A 17,139-nucleotide genomic window follows, 5' to 3' on the forward strand; every position below is an offset into this window, starting at 1 on the left:
AATATTAGATTGTTAAAACCTTAGTTGCATGATTTAAAATATTAATGCTCGCATTCACATCACGGTCATGGCTTGTCTTGCAGTTAGGGCAAGTCCAATTTCTCATTGCTAACGTTAAATCCGCTTTACCCATGATAAAACCACAACATGAACAGGTTTTACTTGAGGGATAAAATCTATCTAATTCTTTCACTGTTTTGCCCCATTGGTTCGCTTTATAAATCAGTTGCCTTTTAAATTCGTAAAAACCCAAATCATTAATCGCACGGCTAAGTTTTTTATTCTTTACCATGCCTTTTACATTTAGGTTTTCAATACAAATGCTGTCAAATCGTTTTACCAAATTTGATGTTAATTTGTGCAAAAAGTCTTTACGAATACAACTGATTTTAAAGTGTAGCCGTGATAGCTTGGTTTTCGCCTTTTCACGGTTTTTAGAGCCTTTTTGTTTTCTTGATAAGCATTTGCTTGCTTTTTTAAGTTTGTTTAGATAGCGTTTTAATGGCTTGGGGGCTTGTACTTTTTCGCCATTGGATAAAGTTGCAAGGTCTGTAATGCCTAAATCAATACCAACTTGTTTGTCTGTTTTGGGTTGTGGTTTGACAATATCGTTTAATTCAACGGCAACCGATACAAACCATTTACCGCCTTGTTTAAAGATTTTGGCGGATAGGGTTTTGCCTGTGTGTCGCAGTTTTTCACACATTTTAACCCAGCCTAAATTAGGGATTTTTATGCGTTTGCCGTCTATTCTAAATTGGTCGTTGGATAGGCTAAATCTGTCATTTACGCCTTTTTTTCTAAATTGTGGGTATTTGCTTTCACCTTTAAAAAAGCGTTTGAATGCGTCTCCTAGTTGTATGATGGCAAGTTGTGGGCTACATTTGGTTACTTCGAGCATAAAGGGGAATTGTTGTCTTTTTATGCTATTTAGTTGTTTTCTAAGTTTGCCTTGTGATGGTTTGTTAAGTTTGGTTTCATCAATTTCTATGCCATTTTTCAAGCATTCATCACGATAAGTTTTATCGGCTTGGTATTGTTTTTGCCAATTATCTAACGCCCAATTATAGGCGAGACGAGCTACACCGCAAGCCTTTGCAAAGTAAGTTGCTTGTTTATTCGTTGGGTCTAGGGCGATGATGTGTCCACGTATTAGGGTCATTCTAGCACTACCTTAACAGCTTCAAGCAGTTTTTTGTTTTTCTTAGAGCGTGAGCCGTATAATCTTGCACTAAAGACGGTAATAATTTCTAGGACGTCTTGGGCGAGTTCTTCTTCAAAGGATAGGTTTTCGCCTTGATTGATGATGATGACTTCAACGTTTCTAGCTTCACAAATGGCAAATACAAGTTCCGCTCCAAAACGTAATAATCGGTCTTTATGGGTTAATACCAACCTTCCAATTTCATTGTTTAGTATGCCGTCAAGTAGTTGTTTTAGCCCTTTTTTGTGGTAGTTCATACCAGAGCCTAAGTCATTGATAATCTCATAAGTCCAGCCTTGTTTGGCACAGTATAGTTCTAATATTTGGATTTGGCGTTCTAGGTCGTCTTTTTGGTCGTGGCTTGATACACGAGCGTAGGCAACTGTTTTACGGTCTTTGTTGCCTATGCCGTGTAGTAGGTTGGGATTGATTTTACTAATATCGTAACGCCTGTGTCCTTTTGGGGTTCTTTGGGCAACAAGTACACCGCTTTCGTCCCATCTGCGTAATGTTGAGATAGACACACCTAGTTGTTTTGATGCTTCGTTGATACTAATTAATCTGTTCATTTGGATATTATAAAGTAGATTTAGTTAGTTTTCAAGAAACAGTTTCAAGCCCCATTTTTTCCAAAAAATAAGGCGGTAATTGGATAAATCCACTGGGTAAAACGGTTACATTGGTAATCATACTACTTCCCCTTTTCTCGCATCACTTTTAAATATTCTTGTACCGCTTTGTTGTGGTCAGACAAATTACTGGTAAACTTATGTCCGCCTTTGCCTGTCGCCACAAAAAACAGCGAATCAGTTTTATTGGGATTTAACGATGCTTCAATAGACGCAATACTCGGCAACGAAATCGGCGTTGGTGGCAAGCCATCAATTTGATAAGTATTATAAGCGGTTTTTTCTTGTAAATCGGCTTTGCGAATATTGCCATCATACCGCTCGCCCATGCCATAAATCACCGTGGGGTCGGTCTGTAGTCGCATATTTTTGCGTAAACGATTGACAAACACGCCTGCCACTTCGCCACGTTCGCTTGCCACGCTGGTTTCTTTTTCAATGATAGATGCCATGATTAAGGCTTCATAAGGGGTCGCATACGGCAAATCAGGCTGGCGTTTTTCCCATGCTTTCATCAAAGCGGTGTACTGGCGGTCAAACAAATCTGCCAACACTTTTTTATCACTACTGCCTTCGTTAAAATAATAAGTATCAGGCGAAAACCAGCCTTCCAAATTGCCATTGGGGGCGTATTCGGCAAACAGATTGATACCAAGCTGTTTGACATCAACTTGATTGTCATGAATGACTTCGTTTTTGATACCTTTGTTGGCGATTAAATTTTTGTATAAATCTTTGGCGGTTTTACCCTCAATGATTTGCACTTTGACAAAAGCGACTTTTTCGCCTTGTTGCAGGACATTTAGCATGGTGGCAAAACTGGGGTTTTCAGGGATTTGATACACGCCAGAATGTAGTGGTTTTTTGACGTGCATTTTGACATACAGTTTTGCCAATGGCGACACAAAAAAACCCTGTTGTTTGCTTGACCATTTGTTAATCAAGCCGTTATAAGTTTCGCCTTTTTCCACTGTCATCATTTGTTTGGGCTGATTAATCGTGCTAAAAACTGTCTGATACACCGCAAAAATAAAGCCCAATGCCAATATCACTGTCCCCAATAATAACCATTTTAACACCGATTTTTTGGGTTTTGGTGCTGTTGCTAACACATCGGTTGGGTTGTTTTGTCGATTAGGTTCAACAATATTTTTGGTTTTTTCAAGTGCAGAATTTTCTGCCATGATAGGTTTATTGTCTAAATTTTGTTCTGTATTTTGGGTGGGTTCATTAGCGTTTTGGTTCGTGTTTTGGTTCAAATCATCATTGGGCGGGGTCATATCAAAAACCTTTTTAAATAAAAATGGGGTTAAAATAATGTCGCTAAAATAACAAGGAATGACAAAAATAGCAATTTATTTTCGTAATTGACTTTTGTTAATCAGTTTTCAGCTTTATAATGGTACGCCACATAGTTAACAAGATTAATGGATTTTTTATGCCCGAATTTGAACCCGTTGTTCACCACCATATTTTGTATCGCATGGCAACGCTTGATGATTTGCCAACTTTGGTTGATATTTATAATCAAAGTATCCAAACCAAGCAATCCACAGCAATTTTACAGCCATTAACTTTAGCCGAACGGCAAGTTTGGTTTGATGAACATTGCCAAAACTCCAATCGTCCGATTATTGTTGCCGTTTGTCAAGATAGCCAAAAGGTGTTGGCTTATGGCAGTTTTTCGGATTTGTATCCGATGTTCGCCTATCATATTAGCAGTGAAATCAGTATTTATGTGCATGAAAATGCCAAAGGCAAAGGCATTGGCAAAACGATGTTGCAAGTGTTGTTATCGCTTGCACCGCTTTGTGAAATTCGCCAAATCGTTGCCAAAATTTTTGCACACAATACGCCAAGTTTGCAGTTATTTAAAAAATTTGGCTTTGAGCAGTGGGGCTATTTACCCGAAGTGTGTGATATGAATGGATTTTTGGCAGATGTGGTGATTTTGGGAAAGACCGTTACGCAATAAAACTTCTATCCGATTGCTTGTGCTTTGACAAATTCAATCAAATCATAAGCAATCGTCCCTTTATCAGGCGTTTTTGGCAAATTATCCAAATCAAAAAACTTGGCATCTGCCAACTCATCAGTATCAATCGCTATTTCACCGCTCACATAATCAGCGACAAAACCCACCATCAAATTAGAGGCAAACGCCCACGGTTGGCTTGCCACGTACCGCACATTATCCACCACCAATCCGACTTCTTCGTTCACTTCTCGTTTGACGCAGTTTTCCAGTGTTTCGCCGACTTCCACAAACCCTGCAATCAAGCTATACACTTGTTTGGGTTTGGCTCGGTTATGATAAGCCAATAAAATTTGAGTTCTTTGATTGATTTTGCGAGTAACTGCCGTAATGGTGCAAGGCTGAATCCGTGGATATTGCCGATACAGACATCTGGGGCAAGTGGTCGCCAACTCGTCTTTGCTTTCAAACAACTCAAGCGTAGTGCGTGTGCCACATCGGCTACAAAAAAAGTGAGTTTGTTGCCAATAACGAATTTGTGATGCACGGCTTAATTGATAAAAATCATCTTGACAAATATTGGCTAAATTTTCACGAAAACCCAAAAACACCACGTCATCAGGCAAGACAATATTGTCATTTTTTTGGATTAAATAAATGTTTGGATTGCCAACTTTTAACGCATCATCAAGCAAATCTTGACTTTGATAATAAAAAATATGCTCGCCCAAAAAAGCGAACATATCTTTTTTATCAACCTTTTGATAAATAATATATTGGTACAAAATTATGCCACCATCAAGTTTTGCAAACTACGCTGACCGACTTTGATGGCATTTTGTCCAGCAGGTTTGTTAATCTCTAGACTTTCAAGATAATAATCCGCTGACATCACGATATCGGCAAGTTTGGCAAGTTGCTCTGGTGAGATACCATGCGTGCCATTTTGTACCAACATTTCCATATAGTCGCCCGCACGTTTTAACAGGCGATTAGACTGATGTAGTCCCAAAAATTGGCAAGCTCCTGCGATATTTTTCATCATTTCAGGCACATTGACAAGGTGCATGACATCTTTATTGCTATCGGCAATATATTCGTTAAAGGCACTTTCAATGGTTGCAATGCCCGCTCGCCCTTCACGAATCAAAGTTGAATAAGCAGTATCTAGTTGATATAACGAGATTTTTTTATTATAAATCGGCAAATTCACCGCACCGGGGGTATGACTTTTTGCCAAATAAATAGACGCATTTTCGGCAACCATCAAACCTTCTAACAAACTGTCAAAATCTTCAGGAGTCGGTTGCGACCAGCCTTTGACTTGGGAAATTTGTTGGGTCAATGTATCACTGGCTTCTTGTAAATTTAGGGTTTTAAAAACAAGGCTTAAATCATTTAAGCGTGTTATCATGGCTTGTAGCTCATCTTCGCTATTTAGGCTGTCTTGGCGAGCGTAGTTATCGCTTGATGTTTTGATGGCGTTGATTTCTTCTTGAATCAGCTCGTTTAGCGTGTTGCTTAATTCTCTATCAGGCCCAAACAAAAAGCGTTTCATGGTCGCCAATTGTGTTGCATCTAGGCTGTTTGTCGCAAACTGTTGTTGAATTTTTTGTGCCAATTGCCCATCTCGTGTACTGGCAAAACGCACCAAATCGGCAAAACGAGAGTCATTCACAGGCAAATAATCGTTAAACTGTTGCTCAACAAAAATCAACGCACGTTTTTGTACATTGTTTAAAGGCAATGCCTGTGCCAAATCGGACACCGCCACCACAGCCGACTGCCAAAACAAGCTATTAGAACGCTGTGAAATGGCTTCACACGCTGACTGCATGGCTTTTAATTTTTGTAAATCATTGGGGTCAGTAGTTGGTGCTTTGGCAGGTAATGCCACACTCAGTCCCAAACGATAGGCTTCTACCAATTTTTTGTTATCAATGCCTAAATCACGCAACGACTCATAGTTTTGCTCTGGGTGAGCAATCACAAGGCTACTGTGTTTTGAATGGGTCAACTGCTCAAGCGTAACAGGCGACACGCCCAAACGATTGTGCAACTTGTTAATCACAGGCAACAATAAAGACGGCTCAATCGTCTCTTTTAACAACACAAATTCCACATAGCGACCCAACACCATGATACCTTCAGAGATGTCCATCACCGCTTCGGTTTCGTCTTCATCACGATTGTCATACAATTGTTGAAAGGTCTGCGATAAAGCTTGTGCCAACACCGCACCTTCTTCCAAATTAATCAATCGCAACACCTTCGCCATTTGAGCAAGCATATCCACAGAATCCAACAACAATGGGGCTTGCTCAATATCATCATTGAACTCGCTCAGATGTGTTTCGGCATCTTTTAAAGTCGTTTCAATCTCTGGACGCAACAAATGCAATGATGGTAAATCAAAATTGGTAGCCGTTATTTTTTCAATATTGTTTGTCATTCTGGTTTTTCCTAAAAAATAAATACACAAAAGCTAAATGCGGTTATTGTAAAATGTTTGTGAATAATTGTCTATGGCTATTCGCCAATTTGATAAAAATATGGCTTAAGTGGTTATTTCATCAGATGATTCTTCTACTATGCCCCAATTGCTCGCAAGCGTTGGGTGTTTTTGTTTTAAACTGTTTAACCAGTCCAAATGTGCCTGTTCATCGCTGGTACTTGCCAAAAATCGCTGAACGTTTTGGCTAAAATGTTGATGTTCAACACCGCCACTTGCCCCTGTCGCCCCATCATCAATGCCAAGCGATACTTGACCACCTGTCATCGCAAGATACACTTCTGCTAAAATCTCGGCATCAAGTAACGCCCCGTGAAAAGTACGGTCTTGTTTACCCACGTCCAAGCGTTTTACCAACGCATCAAGGGTATTTCTTTGCCCTGCGTACATTTGTTTAGCAATGGCAAGGCTGTCGGTCACGCTGACTTGATTGTCAAAATTTGGCAAACCCATACGGGCAAACTCTGCCTGCAAAAAGCCCATATCAAAGTTGGCATTGTGAGCAATCAACTCCGCCCCAGCCAAAAAGTCAAAAACCGCCTGTCCGACTTGCTCAAAAGTCGGCATATCGGCGACAAATGCGTCATGAATACCGTGAACCTTGATAACATCTTCATTCATCTCAACCAATGGATTGATATAAACATGCAGTTTTTCGCCTGTAAACCGCCGATTCACCAGCTCTACCACCCCAATTTCAATAATACGGTCGCCGTTTTGAAAATCAAAACCTGTGGTTTCGGTATCCAGTATCAACTGGCGATTGGCAACACCATGATTTTTGGCAATCGGCAACAACGGCACAAAGCTGTTATTTTGGCTTTGGGTATTGCCATCAAAATTTGGACGTTGGTTTACCAAATCATCATTTTGGGCGACAAACTGCTCGTTTTCATTGACAAAAGGTTTAAACCGCTCGGCTAAAGGCATTTTTTGCAGTGGTTTTTTCTGTTTGGTTTGCTTTTTTTTGCCTGTGCCGTCTGATGACGTGTCGTCCAAATCATCCGTTTCTGTGTCTGCCGTTTCTGTATCATTTAGCTCGGCATTTTCATCTAACAAATTGTTATTAATAGTATTATTTTGTAGATGTTGGCTCGGCTCGTCCAATTGATTTAACAAAAAATCGCCTTGCTCATCATCTGACATGGCGTTGTCAAAATCATTGGGATTAAAATCATCAAAATCCGCCAAATTATCAAAATCTTGCGGTGGCAAGTTGTCATAATTTTGATAATAATCATCAGGCAAATTGTCAAAATTTGGAACGGTTGCAGTGGTATGATTCGGATTATTCATAAAATTTTGTTCGGTAGTTTGGCTATTTTGCAAAATGGTTTTATTAAATTTGTTTGGCAAATTGTCAATGCCTTGATTGGCAAGTTGATCGGCTCGCTCGTTGCCTTCATGTCCTGCGTGTCCTTTGACCCATTGCCAATCAATGACACGATTTTGGCAAGCGGTGTCAAGGCGTTGCCACAAATCCACGTTTAGCACAGGTTTGTTGCCTGTTTTTCGCCAGTTATTTTTTTTCCAACTGTGAATCCAAGTGGTAATGCCGTTTTTGACATAGCTAGAATCCGTCCATAGCTGAATCGGCAGATGGGTTGGGCTGTTTTCTAGGGCGACAATCGCCCCCAACAGCTCCATGCGGTTGTTGGTGGTTTGGGTGTCGCCACCAGATAATTCAATTTGCTCGCCTGTCGACAACACCAAAACCGCACCAAAACCACCGATTGCGTCAGCCGAACCATTGCTACGGCACGCACCATCAGTATAGGCAAGTGTTTGATTTGGCAAGGGTTTTAAGGTGTGATTTGACATAAATTTTCCAACAATTTGTATAAAACAAACAAAAAAATAATATGCTAGTATATAAAAAAAAGGGCGAAAAATCTATGATAAAGCGTTATAATAGCCTATTTTCTACTGTTTAATTTAATGTTGTTATATGTTTTTAAAAAATCCTAAATTGATGTGTGTGATGGCGGTCATCGCCTTGAGTGCTTGCCAAAAACCAAACACGCAAACCGCGCACAACAAAGCAAACGACAGCGTGGCAAGCGATGACTTGCTTGCAGGTTGTTATACCGTCAGCCACAGCGAACCTGCCCAAATCAAAATCAACCACGAAAAAACCGCCCAAGGCGAACGCTACACCATGCAAATGCGTGAGTTTAACGACCCCAACAAAAACTGGGACACGCCAGCTCCCATGCAAGTTTTGACAAATGACAGTGCCGAGATTCAAAAATATTTTGACATCAAAGCCGATGAGAATGCTTATTTACAAAAAGTGATAGCCAGAGAAGACCGTGTGTTTGTCCTTGCCAAAATTACCGACAGTTTTGCCAACATGAATCCGCAGTTTGACAGTCCATATTTGGGCTTTATTTATAAAGGAAGCAACACGATTTACAAAGTCAGTTGCGAAAATACCCAAGCACTTTAAATTAAAAAAAAATAAAAGGATAATTTATGAATTTTATACAATGGTTAATTTTAGGATTGGTTTTTTATGCCAGTGGTTTTGGGCTTCGTCATTATCATTTTAAAGACAAAGCCTTGACAAAAAATACCATCATCAGCCTATCTGCAATCACATTTTTGCTGTCGGTGGTGGTGTTTGTGGCGTTAAATTTTTTGGCACTCAAAAAACCGCTTGATTTGGCATTTGTGGGCGTGTCTAGCCTTGTTTCTACCTTTATTTTTTATTATGGTTTAAGCACCGATACCAGCAATAATATGAACATTCCTGACTAATGTTGGTTTTTAAACATCTTACCAAAACAAAAACCGCTTTACCAAAAATGATAAAGCGGTTTTGTTTGTCGTCCAATACACATCTGCCTAGTCCGTTAGGCTCGTTAATGGGGTTTTGTGCATTTAATTTATCCTAAATTAAATGGTCTCACGATTTATTCTCACTTACCTGTTTGAATAAATGCTTATCAATCCTAGACAAGCTATCCTACTACTTCCTGTTTACAGCGGCTATCCTTATCTCAACCTTGAGTGTTTCCTTGCTGTTGAATATATTATGTCAAAATCATTAGCAAAAGAATAGTCGCCAAAAACGGATATTTTTGTAAGCCAAAACTTACAAAATTTACAACTTTTTATCAAATATTTAGCAAAATAAGGTTTGTCGTTCACAAAAAACTTTGCGATAATAGCCTTACAAATGTTTTGAATGAAAAATACAATAAGGATAAATAATGAAAATTATTGCAGATATGAATATCGCTCATTTGGCAGATTTTTTTAATGAGCAAAGTTTGGGAAAACCTGTTGAACTCATCAGCATGGTTGGGCGTGAGATTAATGCCGATATTTTGGCAGAGCATGAGCCTGATGTGTTGCTCGTGCGTTCTGTTACCAAGGTCAATGATGATTTGTTAAAGGACAATCACAGCGTTAAATTTGTCGGTACAGCAACGATTGGCACAGACCATGTAGATATTGATTATTTGGCAAAGCATGGCATTGTGTTTGCTAATGCGTCTGGTTGTAGCAAGCATTCGGTGGCTCAATATGTGATTGCGTCTATTGCCGAGCTTCGTCCTGATTATTTTTTTCAGCCGATTACCCTTGGCATTGTTGGCGTGGGAAATATTGGCACGACTTTGGCACAATACGCCGTTTCGCTCGGTTGGCAAGTGTTGGGCTATGACCCGTTAAAACCGCCGTCAGCGGTGAATAATTCATCACTAGAAAAAGTTTTATCAGAGAGTAATGTGATTAGTTTTCATGTGCCTTTGACCTATCCTGAACATAGTACTTATCCGACCCATCATGATTATTTGATGACGAGCAAGCGTTGGCAACAAGTGTCCGATACCGCCATTATTATCAATACCGCTCGTGGCGAAGTGCTTGGGCGTGATGATATCGTGGCAAATATGAATGCGGTGGTGCTTGATGTGTTTGAGCATGAGCCGACCATTGATGCCGAGTTGTTGCGTTGTGTCAGCATTGCCACGCCACATATCGCAGGTTATACGCTAGAAGGCAAATTGCGAGGCACGCAGATAGTATATAATGCCTTGTGCCAATTTATCCATGTGTCGCCTGTGGTGGATTTTCATGACTTTTTACCCAAAGAAATGCCATTATTTCACGCCTTACACAATCCTTTAAACGACCATGAAAGACAACAATTGTTAAAAAAAATGCCATCAATTTATGACATTCGTGCCGATGACAAACGCTTACGTGCGGTTGCCAATGTCAATGGCGATATTGAAGGCAAAGATTTTGACAATTTACGCAAAAATTATCCACTTAGACGTGAATGGCAATCGTATATCATGCGATAAATTCAATTGTTTATCAAATTTACGCCAATAAAAAATGCCCACACAGCACGCTCACCGCATTTTCGGTACGCAAAATCCGCTCACCAATATGCACAGGTACACAGCCTTGTTTGGCAAACAAATCCACTTCATAAGGGATAAAACCTCCCTCCGCCCCAATCACCATCACCGTTGGCGTGTTTCTTTGGCAAATTTGGTTAAAAGAATTGTTTGCATATGGGTGAGCGATAATCGCCTGTTGATTGGCAATAATTGCAGGCAGTTCATCTTCTACAAAGGGCTTTAAACGCTTGTGCAAACTGACTTTCATGGGTATCGTATCACAGGCTTGTTGTAAGCCTTCATGAATATAATCATCAATTTTACTTAACAATGGTGATTGCCAATAGCTTTTTTCGGTGCGATAACTGTTCACCAAAAAAACCTGTTCAACACCCATCGCCGTCATATCTAGCATTAGACGGCGTAGCACTTTTGGGCGTGGCAATGCCAGTACCACGCTTAAAGGCAGTTTTTTTGGCGGTGCAGTTTGGCAGTTGATATCGCTTAATACGACTTTAGTTGGGCTAATATCGGCAATTTTGGCGGTGCCAAGTTGTTCGTTTTTGATACCAATTTTGATGATATCACCAATATTGATTTGTAACACTTGGTGCAAATGTTGCAAGGTGGCTGTGTCGGTGATGTCAAAGGTGTGGCTGTTTTTAGCGGTATTGGGTAATAATAAAATATTCATGATAAATTTTTGGCAATAAAAAACGGTTTAAATAAAGTATTTAAACCGTTTTGGAATATGGCGGAAGCTGAGAGATTCGAACTCTCGAAGGGCTACAAACCCTTGCCGGTTTTCAAGACCGGTGCATTCAACCGCTCTGCCAAGCTTCCGTTTTGTGTCGGCTATTATAACGTAACAATTTTAAAATGCAAGTGTTTTTTTAAAAAAAAATCACAAAAAAAATATCCATGAACATTTTTGAAAATGTCAAACTTTTTATTTTCATCAAAGAAAAATAATTTGCTTGTCGGTCATAATCGTTTCATATATGATATTTTTATATAAAAATGGTGTGATTATGTTTTTGTTTTTTTATAAAAAAGGTCATTTCGTTGTTGCTGATTTTAAAATCTGTCCGATAACATCTAGCAAATAACAAAAAACACTTAAATTATTAACTTTTGTGGAGAATCCATATGATTCATGTAGACACATCAACGATAAATGAACCACCAAAAAAACAAAAATGGTACAAAGTTCTTTATATTCAGGTACTTATCGCAATTACGATTGGTATTATCTTAGGGGCGGTCGCACCACAAGTCGGTGAAGCAATGAAGCCTTTGGGCGATGCATTTATCAAATTGGTTAAAATGATTATCGCACCTGTGATTTTTTTGACGGTTACGACAGGAATTGCAGGTATGACCAACATGAAACAAGTTGGTCGTGTCGCTGGTAAATCCATGGTTTATTTTTTGTCATTTTCAACATTGGCATTAATCATTGGTATGGTGGTCGCCAATGTGTTGCAACCAGGGGCAGGGCTAAATATTGACCCTGCAACATTGACTTCTGGCAAAGATGCGACCAAAGTCGCTGAATATGCTGCCAAAGCCCACGATAGTACGATTACTGGCTTTTTGATGAATATTATTCCAGAGACGATGGTGAGTCCGTTGACTGAAGGAAATATTCTACAGGTGCTGTTTGTATCGGTATTGTTTGGGATTTCACTGGCATTGTTGGGTGAAAAATCTCGCAACGTGGTGAATTTTTTACAAGAAATTTCATTACCGATTTTTAAAGCAGTTGAAATTTTGATGAAAGCGGCACCGATTGGGGCGTTTGGTGCGATGGCATTTACCATTGGTAAATATGGCTTGCACTCTATTGGCAATTTGATGTTTTTGATGGTTGCCTTTTATATTACTTCTTTGTTGTTTGTATTAGTGGTATTGGGTGCGGTCGCTCGTTACAATGGTTTTTCCATTATCAAAATGATTAGATATATCAAAGATGAACTATTGCTCGTACTTGGTACAAGTTCATCGGAAGCTGCTTTGCCATCTTTGATGAGCAAAATGGAAAAAGCAGGTTGCGAAAAATCGGTGGTGGGCTTGGTGATTCCGACAGGTTATTCGTTTAACCTTGACGGCACAAACATCTATATGACGATGGCGGCGTTGTTTATCGCTCAAGCGTGTAATATTGACTTGACTTTGGGGCAACAAATAACCTTGTTGTTGGTTGCCATGTTAAGCTCAAAAGGTGCAGCAGGGATTACAGGTGCAGGCTTTATTACACTTGCAGCGACGCTTGCGGTGGTGCCGAGTGTGCCGATTGAAGGTATGGCTTTGATTTTGGGGATTGACCGTTTTATGTCGGAGTGTCGTGCTTTGACAAACTTAACAGGCAATGCTTGTGCGACAATTGTTGTCGCTCGTTGGGAAAATTCGTTGGATAAAGCACAGTTGGATAGAGCATTAAATGGTCAAGCCTAAGCTTTGGCTATGTATAAAAAAAGCCTAATCATATGGATTTGGCTTTTTTTTGTTAATTTTTATTCATCATGGCTATTTTCATCATCGTTATCATGTTCCTGCAATGCCGATTGAATAATCTCATCGCTCACGCCTTGACGTTTGAGTTTGTTCAAAAAACGGCTGTCATTGGCAAGCGAATAATTGATATCTTCAGCGTCCAAGCCTTGACGAATATACAAGCGAATCAAACCTTGAATCCGTGGAAAACCGTGTTTTTTTGCCACTTCGGTCAATAACTCGTGCATTTCTTCGGTGATTTTGATATGCAGTGGAATCATATTTTGGACTGGTTTTATTATTTTTGGCATAATGATATCCTTATAAGTTTTTGCTTATTTTAATCACTTCTTTGCCAATCTACAAGGTTTATCAACAAATTAAATGATGGGATACATAAAAAATATTATCAATATCACATGAGAATGGCTATCGCTAAAACGAATGATTGAAAAAAATACTCACACTCATTAACACACTACTGATTAAGGTAATCATGACAATCACTTTTAACTGATTACCGATTTCACTGGGTAAAATGGTTTCATCACTATAGGCATGAATAACGGATAAATGTTTGCCAATTGGATAAATCAGTAGCATAATGCTTAACAAATAATAATTTTGTCGCAATACGCCAAAGGTTGCCAACAGAAAAAAAGCAATTAAAATCAACATTCTATACAAATGACTGACTTTTTCTTTGCCAAGTTTGACCGCAAGGGTATTTTTTTTGGCAAGGCGGTCGCTGTCAATATCACGCATATTGTTAATCATCAGCACCAATGAGCAGAGCAAGCCCACGACCACGGAAGCCAACACATCGCCCAAGCCAATGTGTTGCGTTTGTAGATACAAACCGCCCAACACATTTAACAATCCAAAAAACACAAATACCGCCACTTCGCCAAATCCATGATAACCATAAGGTTTTCGCCCCATGGTGTACGCCATCGCCCCAATAATCGCAAAAATCCCGAATGCCAAAAAAGTCAAAAATTCAGCGACATTGTCAAAACTCACCCACAACAGCCCCACGCCACAGGCAAAAATAAAAACCGCCCATGCGATGATGATTTTTTTGAGTACGGTAGCAGAGATGTGTTTTTGTGCGGTGATACGGTCAGTGCGGTGGTCATCTGTGCCTTTGACACCGTCACCGTAGTCGTTGGCAAGGTTAGATAGGATTTGTAGCCCCAACGCCACACACAGGCTTAGCCCAAAAATCAGCCATTGATGGGTGTCAAATGTGCCAAGTTGGGCGTATGCCAAGGCATTAGCGAGTAAAATACCTGATAATGCCAATGGATAAGTGCGTGGGCGTGTGGCTTGGATAAAGCGTTTTACAATCATGCAAAATTTATTTTTTTAAACCTGCTTGTGCAAGCAACGCCCCAAGGCTACCAACTTTGGCGGGTTTTTCGTCTTTGGCTTTGTCGGTTTTGTCCGCTCGTTTGTCAAATTTTGTAGATGATTTTTTGTCTTTTGTTTTGTCAAACTTATCAAATTTGTCAGTTTTTGGACGTTTATCAAACGTTTTTTTGTCTTTTGCCGATTTGTCATCGTCCAATTTCATACTAAAACCAATGCGTTTGCGAGCAACATCTAGCGAAATCACACGCACTTTGACGATATCGCTTGGTTTGACATAGTTTAAAGGGTCGGCGATAAATTCATCGCTTAATTCAGAAATATGTACCAGTCCGTCTTGGTGTACGCCCACGTCCACAAAACAGCCAAAATTGGTAACATTGGTAACGACCCCTTCTAGTACCATGCCAATTTGTAAATCATTGATATCATTCACATCTTTACGAAATTCGGCAGTTTTGAACGCAGGTCGTGGGTCGTGTGCAGGTTTAGCAAGTTCTTGTTTGATGGATAAGGCTTTGATTTCATTGTCATGATTGCCATTTTCGTCTTGTTTTAACAAGTTGCTATCAAGGCTATTAATCACGCTTTCATTTGCCAACACATCGCTTAAAGTTTTGCCAGATTGCTCAAGCCAATGTTTTACCAAAGCATAATTTTCTGGGTGCAAACCTGTCGCATCAAGCGGTTCATCACCGCCACGAATCCGCAAAAATCCTGCCGATTGTTCAAACGTTTTTGCCCCAAGTCTTGGCACGTTTTTGAGCTGTTCACGGTTGGCAAATGCCCCATGTTCGTTGCGATAATTGACAATTTGTTGGGCGACATTGCTATTTAAACCTGCAATATGTGCCAAAATCGCAGGGCTTGCCGTGTTCACGTCCACACCCACCGCATTCACGCAGTCTTGGGTCACTTTATCAAGGCTATCCGCCAGTTGCGTTTGGTTCACATCGTGCTGATACTGCCCCACGCCGATGGCTTTTGGGTCTACTTTGACAAGCTCGGACAATGGGTCTTGCAGACGGCGAGCGATAGACACCGCCCCACGAATCGACACATCAAGCTCACTTAACTCTTGGCTTGCCAACTCACTTACCGAATACACAGACGCACCCGATTCGTTCACCACGACAGGTATGGCGGTGATTTCGCTGTTATTTGCCAAAATTTCCTTGATTAACGTATCGGTTTCTCGGCTTGCCGTACCGTTGCCAATAGCAATAAGATTAACTTCATAATCTATTAATAAATTTGTAATAATTTCTTTGGCTTCATCAACCCGATTATCGCCTATAAACGGATAAACCGTTGCCACCGCAAACTCGCCTTGTTGATTTTTGGCAACGTGTCCAAGGCTATCCACCACCGCCATTTTTACGCCATGACGAATACCGGGGTCTACCCCCAAAATTACACGCTGTCCTGCAGGTGCAGTCATCAACAAATGTTTTAAATTATTGGCAAAAACATCAATCGCATCGGTTTCTGCGGTTAGGCGTTTTTCAGTCAAAAGACGGTGTTCAATGTGTGGTCGCCATTTGTCCGCCCACAATTTTTTGGCAAGATTTTGTAAAAAGTCTTTATTTTCATTATTATCAATATTTTCTAAATTAAAATATTGGATAATCTGTTCAATAAATGGCGTATCTTCGCCTTCAATAGCAATGCTTAAAACGTTATCTTGGCGACCACGCAACATGGCTAATAGACGATGATTTGGCAATTTGTTTAAATTTTCCAAATGGTCAAAATAATCGCTGTATTTTTCGCCCACTTCACGTTTTTCTTCACCGACCAATTGGCTATGCACTTGTGCAGTTTTGCTAAAGCCAATGCGTAATTTATCTAATAAATCTAACGCCTGCGTCCATTCATCAATGATAATCGCACCAATGCCTTGTAGTTGTTTTTCGGTTTCAACAAAGGCTGAGTTTTCAGTTTCGCCATTGTCATTGACAGTCGGTTCAGGGGCTTGATAATTTGCCAAAGCGACACTGGGTGCGATATGCTCATGCAGAATCACCAACGCAATCGGCTCAAGCCCTGCTTCTTTTGCTTGCGTAGCGACAGAACGGCGACGTGGACGGTACGGCAGATAGATGTCTTCTAATTCCAATTTTGACGTGGCATTGGCGATACGCTCGCTTAATTCATCGGTCAATTTGCCTTGTGATGTCAAAAGCTCAAGAATTTTATTACGGCGAGATGCCATATCACGCTCATAATTCAACGATTTTTCTAAGCTACGCAACTGACTGTCATCAAGCCCTTGCGTCTGCTCTTTGCGGTAACGAGCGATAAACGGAATGGTCGCCCCTTCGTCATACAACTTGACAAATGCCGTCACTTGGCGAGTGGCAACGCCCAATTCGGTGGCTAGTTTTTGATAAATCGCTTGTTGCGTGGCTTCTGATAACGTGTCTAATTCGGTATCGGTGGTTGTCAAAACGTCTGTCATAGCATTTGCCCAAAATACAGTAAGAACCTGTATTCACAACATTACGCCGTAAAATTTTACAGGTTTTTAATAAAAATTTATTTGCTTTTGCATGAAAAATGGCTAAATCTTGCTTTTCTGCGTCAAAAACTTG

15 protein-coding genes and 1 tRNA gene are annotated in these 17,139 nt (G+C 40.1%); 5 read left to right on the top strand and 11 right to left on the bottom strand.

Going from position 1 to position 17,139, the window contains the following annotated elements; genetic code table 11:
• Window positions 1–4 precede the first annotated feature (4 nt).
• From ACGTJS_RS01965 to mltG, 3 genes are all read right to left on the bottom strand, one after another.
• A complete protein-coding gene (locus ACGTJS_RS01965) occupies window positions 5–1,162 on the bottom strand; it encodes an RNA-guided endonuclease InsQ/TnpB family protein (RefSeq protein WP_410472651.1) in 1,158 nt (385 codons plus the stop codon).
• Window positions 1,159–1,773, bottom strand: a complete 615-nt coding sequence (locus ACGTJS_RS01970; RefSeq protein ID WP_315042701.1) for an IS607 family transposase — start codon at window positions 1,771–1,773, stop codon at window positions 1,159–1,161. The genes ACGTJS_RS01965 and ACGTJS_RS01970 overlap by 4 nt, the downstream gene beginning before the upstream one ends.
• Window positions 1,774–1,895: 122 nt before the next feature.
• Window positions 1,896–3,113 (bottom strand): endolytic transglycosylase MltG, encoded by a 1,218-nt coding sequence (mltG, locus tag ACGTJS_RS01975; protein WP_410472652.1) that lies wholly within the window; start codon window positions 3,111–3,113, stop codon window positions 1,896–1,898.
• Window positions 3,114–3,271: 158 nt separating this feature from the next.
• Between mltG and ACGTJS_RS01980 the strand changes: the two genes are divergently transcribed.
• Complete coding sequence (locus tag ACGTJS_RS01980; RefSeq protein ID WP_315043148.1) at window positions 3,272–3,808, top strand: GNAT family N-acetyltransferase; 537 nt, start codon at window positions 3,272–3,274, stop codon at window positions 3,806–3,808.
• Between the two features lie 5 nt (window positions 3,809–3,813).
• On the opposite strand, the gene nudC is transcribed toward ACGTJS_RS01980, so the two are convergent.
• From nudC to dnaQ, 3 genes are all read right to left on the bottom strand, one after another.
• Window positions 3,814–4,593: an NAD(+) diphosphatase gene (gene nudC / locus ACGTJS_RS01985; protein ID WP_410472653.1), complete on the bottom strand. Its 780-nt coding sequence runs from the start codon at window positions 4,591–4,593 to the stop codon at window positions 3,814–3,816.
• A gap of 2 nt (window positions 4,594–4,595) precedes the next feature.
• Complete coding sequence (locus ACGTJS_RS01990; protein WP_410472654.1) at window positions 4,596–6,260, bottom strand: hypothetical protein; 1,665 nt, start codon at window positions 6,258–6,260, stop codon at window positions 4,596–4,598.
• A 105-nt stretch (window positions 6,261–6,365) separates the two neighbouring features.
• On the bottom strand, window positions 6,366–8,141 hold the full coding sequence (dnaQ, locus tag ACGTJS_RS01995; RefSeq protein ID WP_410472655.1) for a DNA polymerase III subunit epsilon: 1,776 nt from the start codon (window positions 8,139–8,141) through the stop codon (window positions 6,366–6,368).
• Window positions 8,142–8,268: 127 nt separating this feature from the next.
• Between dnaQ and ACGTJS_RS02000 the strand changes: the two genes are divergently transcribed.
• From ACGTJS_RS02000 to ACGTJS_RS02010, 3 genes are all read left to right on the top strand, one after another.
• Complete coding sequence (locus tag ACGTJS_RS02000) at window positions 8,269–8,769, top strand: hypothetical protein (RefSeq protein ID WP_410472656.1); 501 nt, start codon at window positions 8,269–8,271, stop codon at window positions 8,767–8,769.
• A 26-nt stretch (window positions 8,770–8,795) separates the two neighbouring features.
• Complete coding sequence (locus ACGTJS_RS02005; protein ID WP_315043153.1) at window positions 8,796–9,080, top strand: hypothetical protein; 285 nt, start codon at window positions 8,796–8,798, stop codon at window positions 9,078–9,080.
• A 455-nt stretch (window positions 9,081–9,535) separates the two neighbouring features.
• Complete coding sequence (locus ACGTJS_RS02010) at window positions 9,536–10,636, top strand: 4-phosphoerythronate dehydrogenase (RefSeq protein ID WP_410472657.1); 1,101 nt, start codon at window positions 9,536–9,538, stop codon at window positions 10,634–10,636.
• Window positions 10,637–10,655: 19 nt separating this feature from the next.
• On the opposite strand, the gene ACGTJS_RS02015 is transcribed toward ACGTJS_RS02010, so the two are convergent.
• Together ACGTJS_RS02015 and ACGTJS_RS02020 are read right to left on the bottom strand one after the other, a co-directional pair.
• Complete coding sequence (locus ACGTJS_RS02015) at window positions 10,656–11,372, bottom strand: 16S rRNA (uracil(1498)-N(3))-methyltransferase (protein WP_410472658.1); 717 nt, start codon at window positions 11,370–11,372, stop codon at window positions 10,656–10,658.
• 58 nt (window positions 11,373–11,430) lie between these two features.
• A tRNA-Ser gene (locus ACGTJS_RS02020) sits at window positions 11,431–11,521 on the bottom strand.
• Window positions 11,522–11,827: 306 nt separating this feature from the next.
• On the opposite strand from ACGTJS_RS02020, the gene ACGTJS_RS02025 reads away from it, so the two are divergent.
• Window positions 11,828–13,135, top strand: coding sequence for a dicarboxylate/amino acid:cation symporter (locus ACGTJS_RS02025; protein ID WP_410472659.1), 1,308 nt, complete (start codon window positions 11,828–11,830; stop codon window positions 13,133–13,135).
• A 59-nt stretch (window positions 13,136–13,194) separates the two neighbouring features.
• Here ACGTJS_RS02025 and ACGTJS_RS02030 read toward each other — a convergent pair whose 3' ends face one another.
• From ACGTJS_RS02030 to ACGTJS_RS02040, 3 genes are all read right to left on the bottom strand, one after another.
• Window positions 13,195–13,485, bottom strand: coding sequence for a CopG family transcriptional regulator (locus ACGTJS_RS02030; protein ID WP_315043988.1), 291 nt, complete (start codon window positions 13,483–13,485; stop codon window positions 13,195–13,197).
• Between the two features lie 124 nt (window positions 13,486–13,609).
• Window positions 13,610–14,527: a 1,4-dihydroxy-2-naphthoate octaprenyltransferase gene (menA, locus tag ACGTJS_RS02035; protein WP_410472660.1), complete on the bottom strand. Its 918-nt coding sequence runs from the start codon at window positions 14,525–14,527 to the stop codon at window positions 13,610–13,612.
• 7 nt (window positions 14,528–14,534) lie between these two features.
• Complete coding sequence (locus ACGTJS_RS02040) at window positions 14,535–17,006, bottom strand: helix-hairpin-helix domain-containing protein (protein ID WP_410472661.1); 2,472 nt, start codon at window positions 17,004–17,006, stop codon at window positions 14,535–14,537.
• Between the last annotated feature and the right edge of the window lie 133 nt (window positions 17,007–17,139).

This window comes from Faucicola mancuniensis, assembly GCF_046523945.1.
Classification (GTDB): Bacteria; Pseudomonadota; Gammaproteobacteria; order Pseudomonadales; family Moraxellaceae; genus Faucicola; species Faucicola mancuniensis.

Bases quoted from the DNA above. Each gene is read 5' to 3' on its own strand.
- menA (WP_410472660.1), bottom strand. From the start codon at position 14,527: ATGATTGTAAAACGCTTTATCCAAGCCACACGCCCACGCACTTATCCA.
- ACGTJS_RS02005 (WP_315043153.1), top strand. From the start codon at position 8,796: ATGAATTTTATACAATGGTTAATTTTAGGATTGGTTTTTTATGCCAGT.
- ACGTJS_RS02030 (WP_315043988.1), bottom strand. From the start codon at position 13,485: ATGCCAAAAATAATAAAACCAGTCCAAAATATGATTCCACTGCATATC.
- ACGTJS_RS02025 (WP_410472659.1), top strand. From the start codon at position 11,828: ATGATTCATGTAGACACATCAACGATAAATGAACCACCAAAAAAACAA.
- dnaQ (WP_410472655.1), bottom strand. From the start codon at position 8,141: ATGTCAAATCACACCTTAAAACCCTTGCCAAATCAAACACTTGCCTAT.
- ACGTJS_RS02000 (WP_410472656.1), top strand. From the start codon at position 8,269: ATGTTTTTAAAAAATCCTAAATTGATGTGTGTGATGGCGGTCATCGCC.
- ACGTJS_RS02015 (WP_410472658.1), bottom strand. From the start codon at position 11,372: ATGAATATTTTATTATTACCCAATACCGCTAAAAACAGCCACACCTTT.
- ACGTJS_RS01965 (WP_410472651.1), bottom strand. From the start codon at position 1,162: ATGACCCTAATACGTGGACACATCATCGCCCTAGACCCAACGAATAAA.
- mltG (WP_410472652.1), bottom strand. From the start codon at position 3,113: ATGACCCCGCCCAATGATGATTTGAACCAAAACACGAACCAAAACGCT.
- ACGTJS_RS02010 (WP_410472657.1), top strand. From the start codon at position 9,536: ATGAAAATTATTGCAGATATGAATATCGCTCATTTGGCAGATTTTTTT.
- ACGTJS_RS02040 (WP_410472661.1), bottom strand. From the start codon at position 17,006: ATGACAGACGTTTTGACAACCACCGATACCGAATTAGACACGTTATCA.
- ACGTJS_RS01980 (WP_315043148.1), top strand. From the start codon at position 3,272: ATGCCCGAATTTGAACCCGTTGTTCACCACCATATTTTGTATCGCATG.
- ACGTJS_RS01970 (WP_315042701.1), bottom strand. From the start codon at position 1,773: ATGAACAGATTAATTAGTATCAACGAAGCATCAAAACAACTAGGTGTG.
- ACGTJS_RS01990 (WP_410472654.1), bottom strand. From the start codon at position 6,260: ATGACAAACAATATTGAAAAAATAACGGCTACCAATTTTGATTTACCA.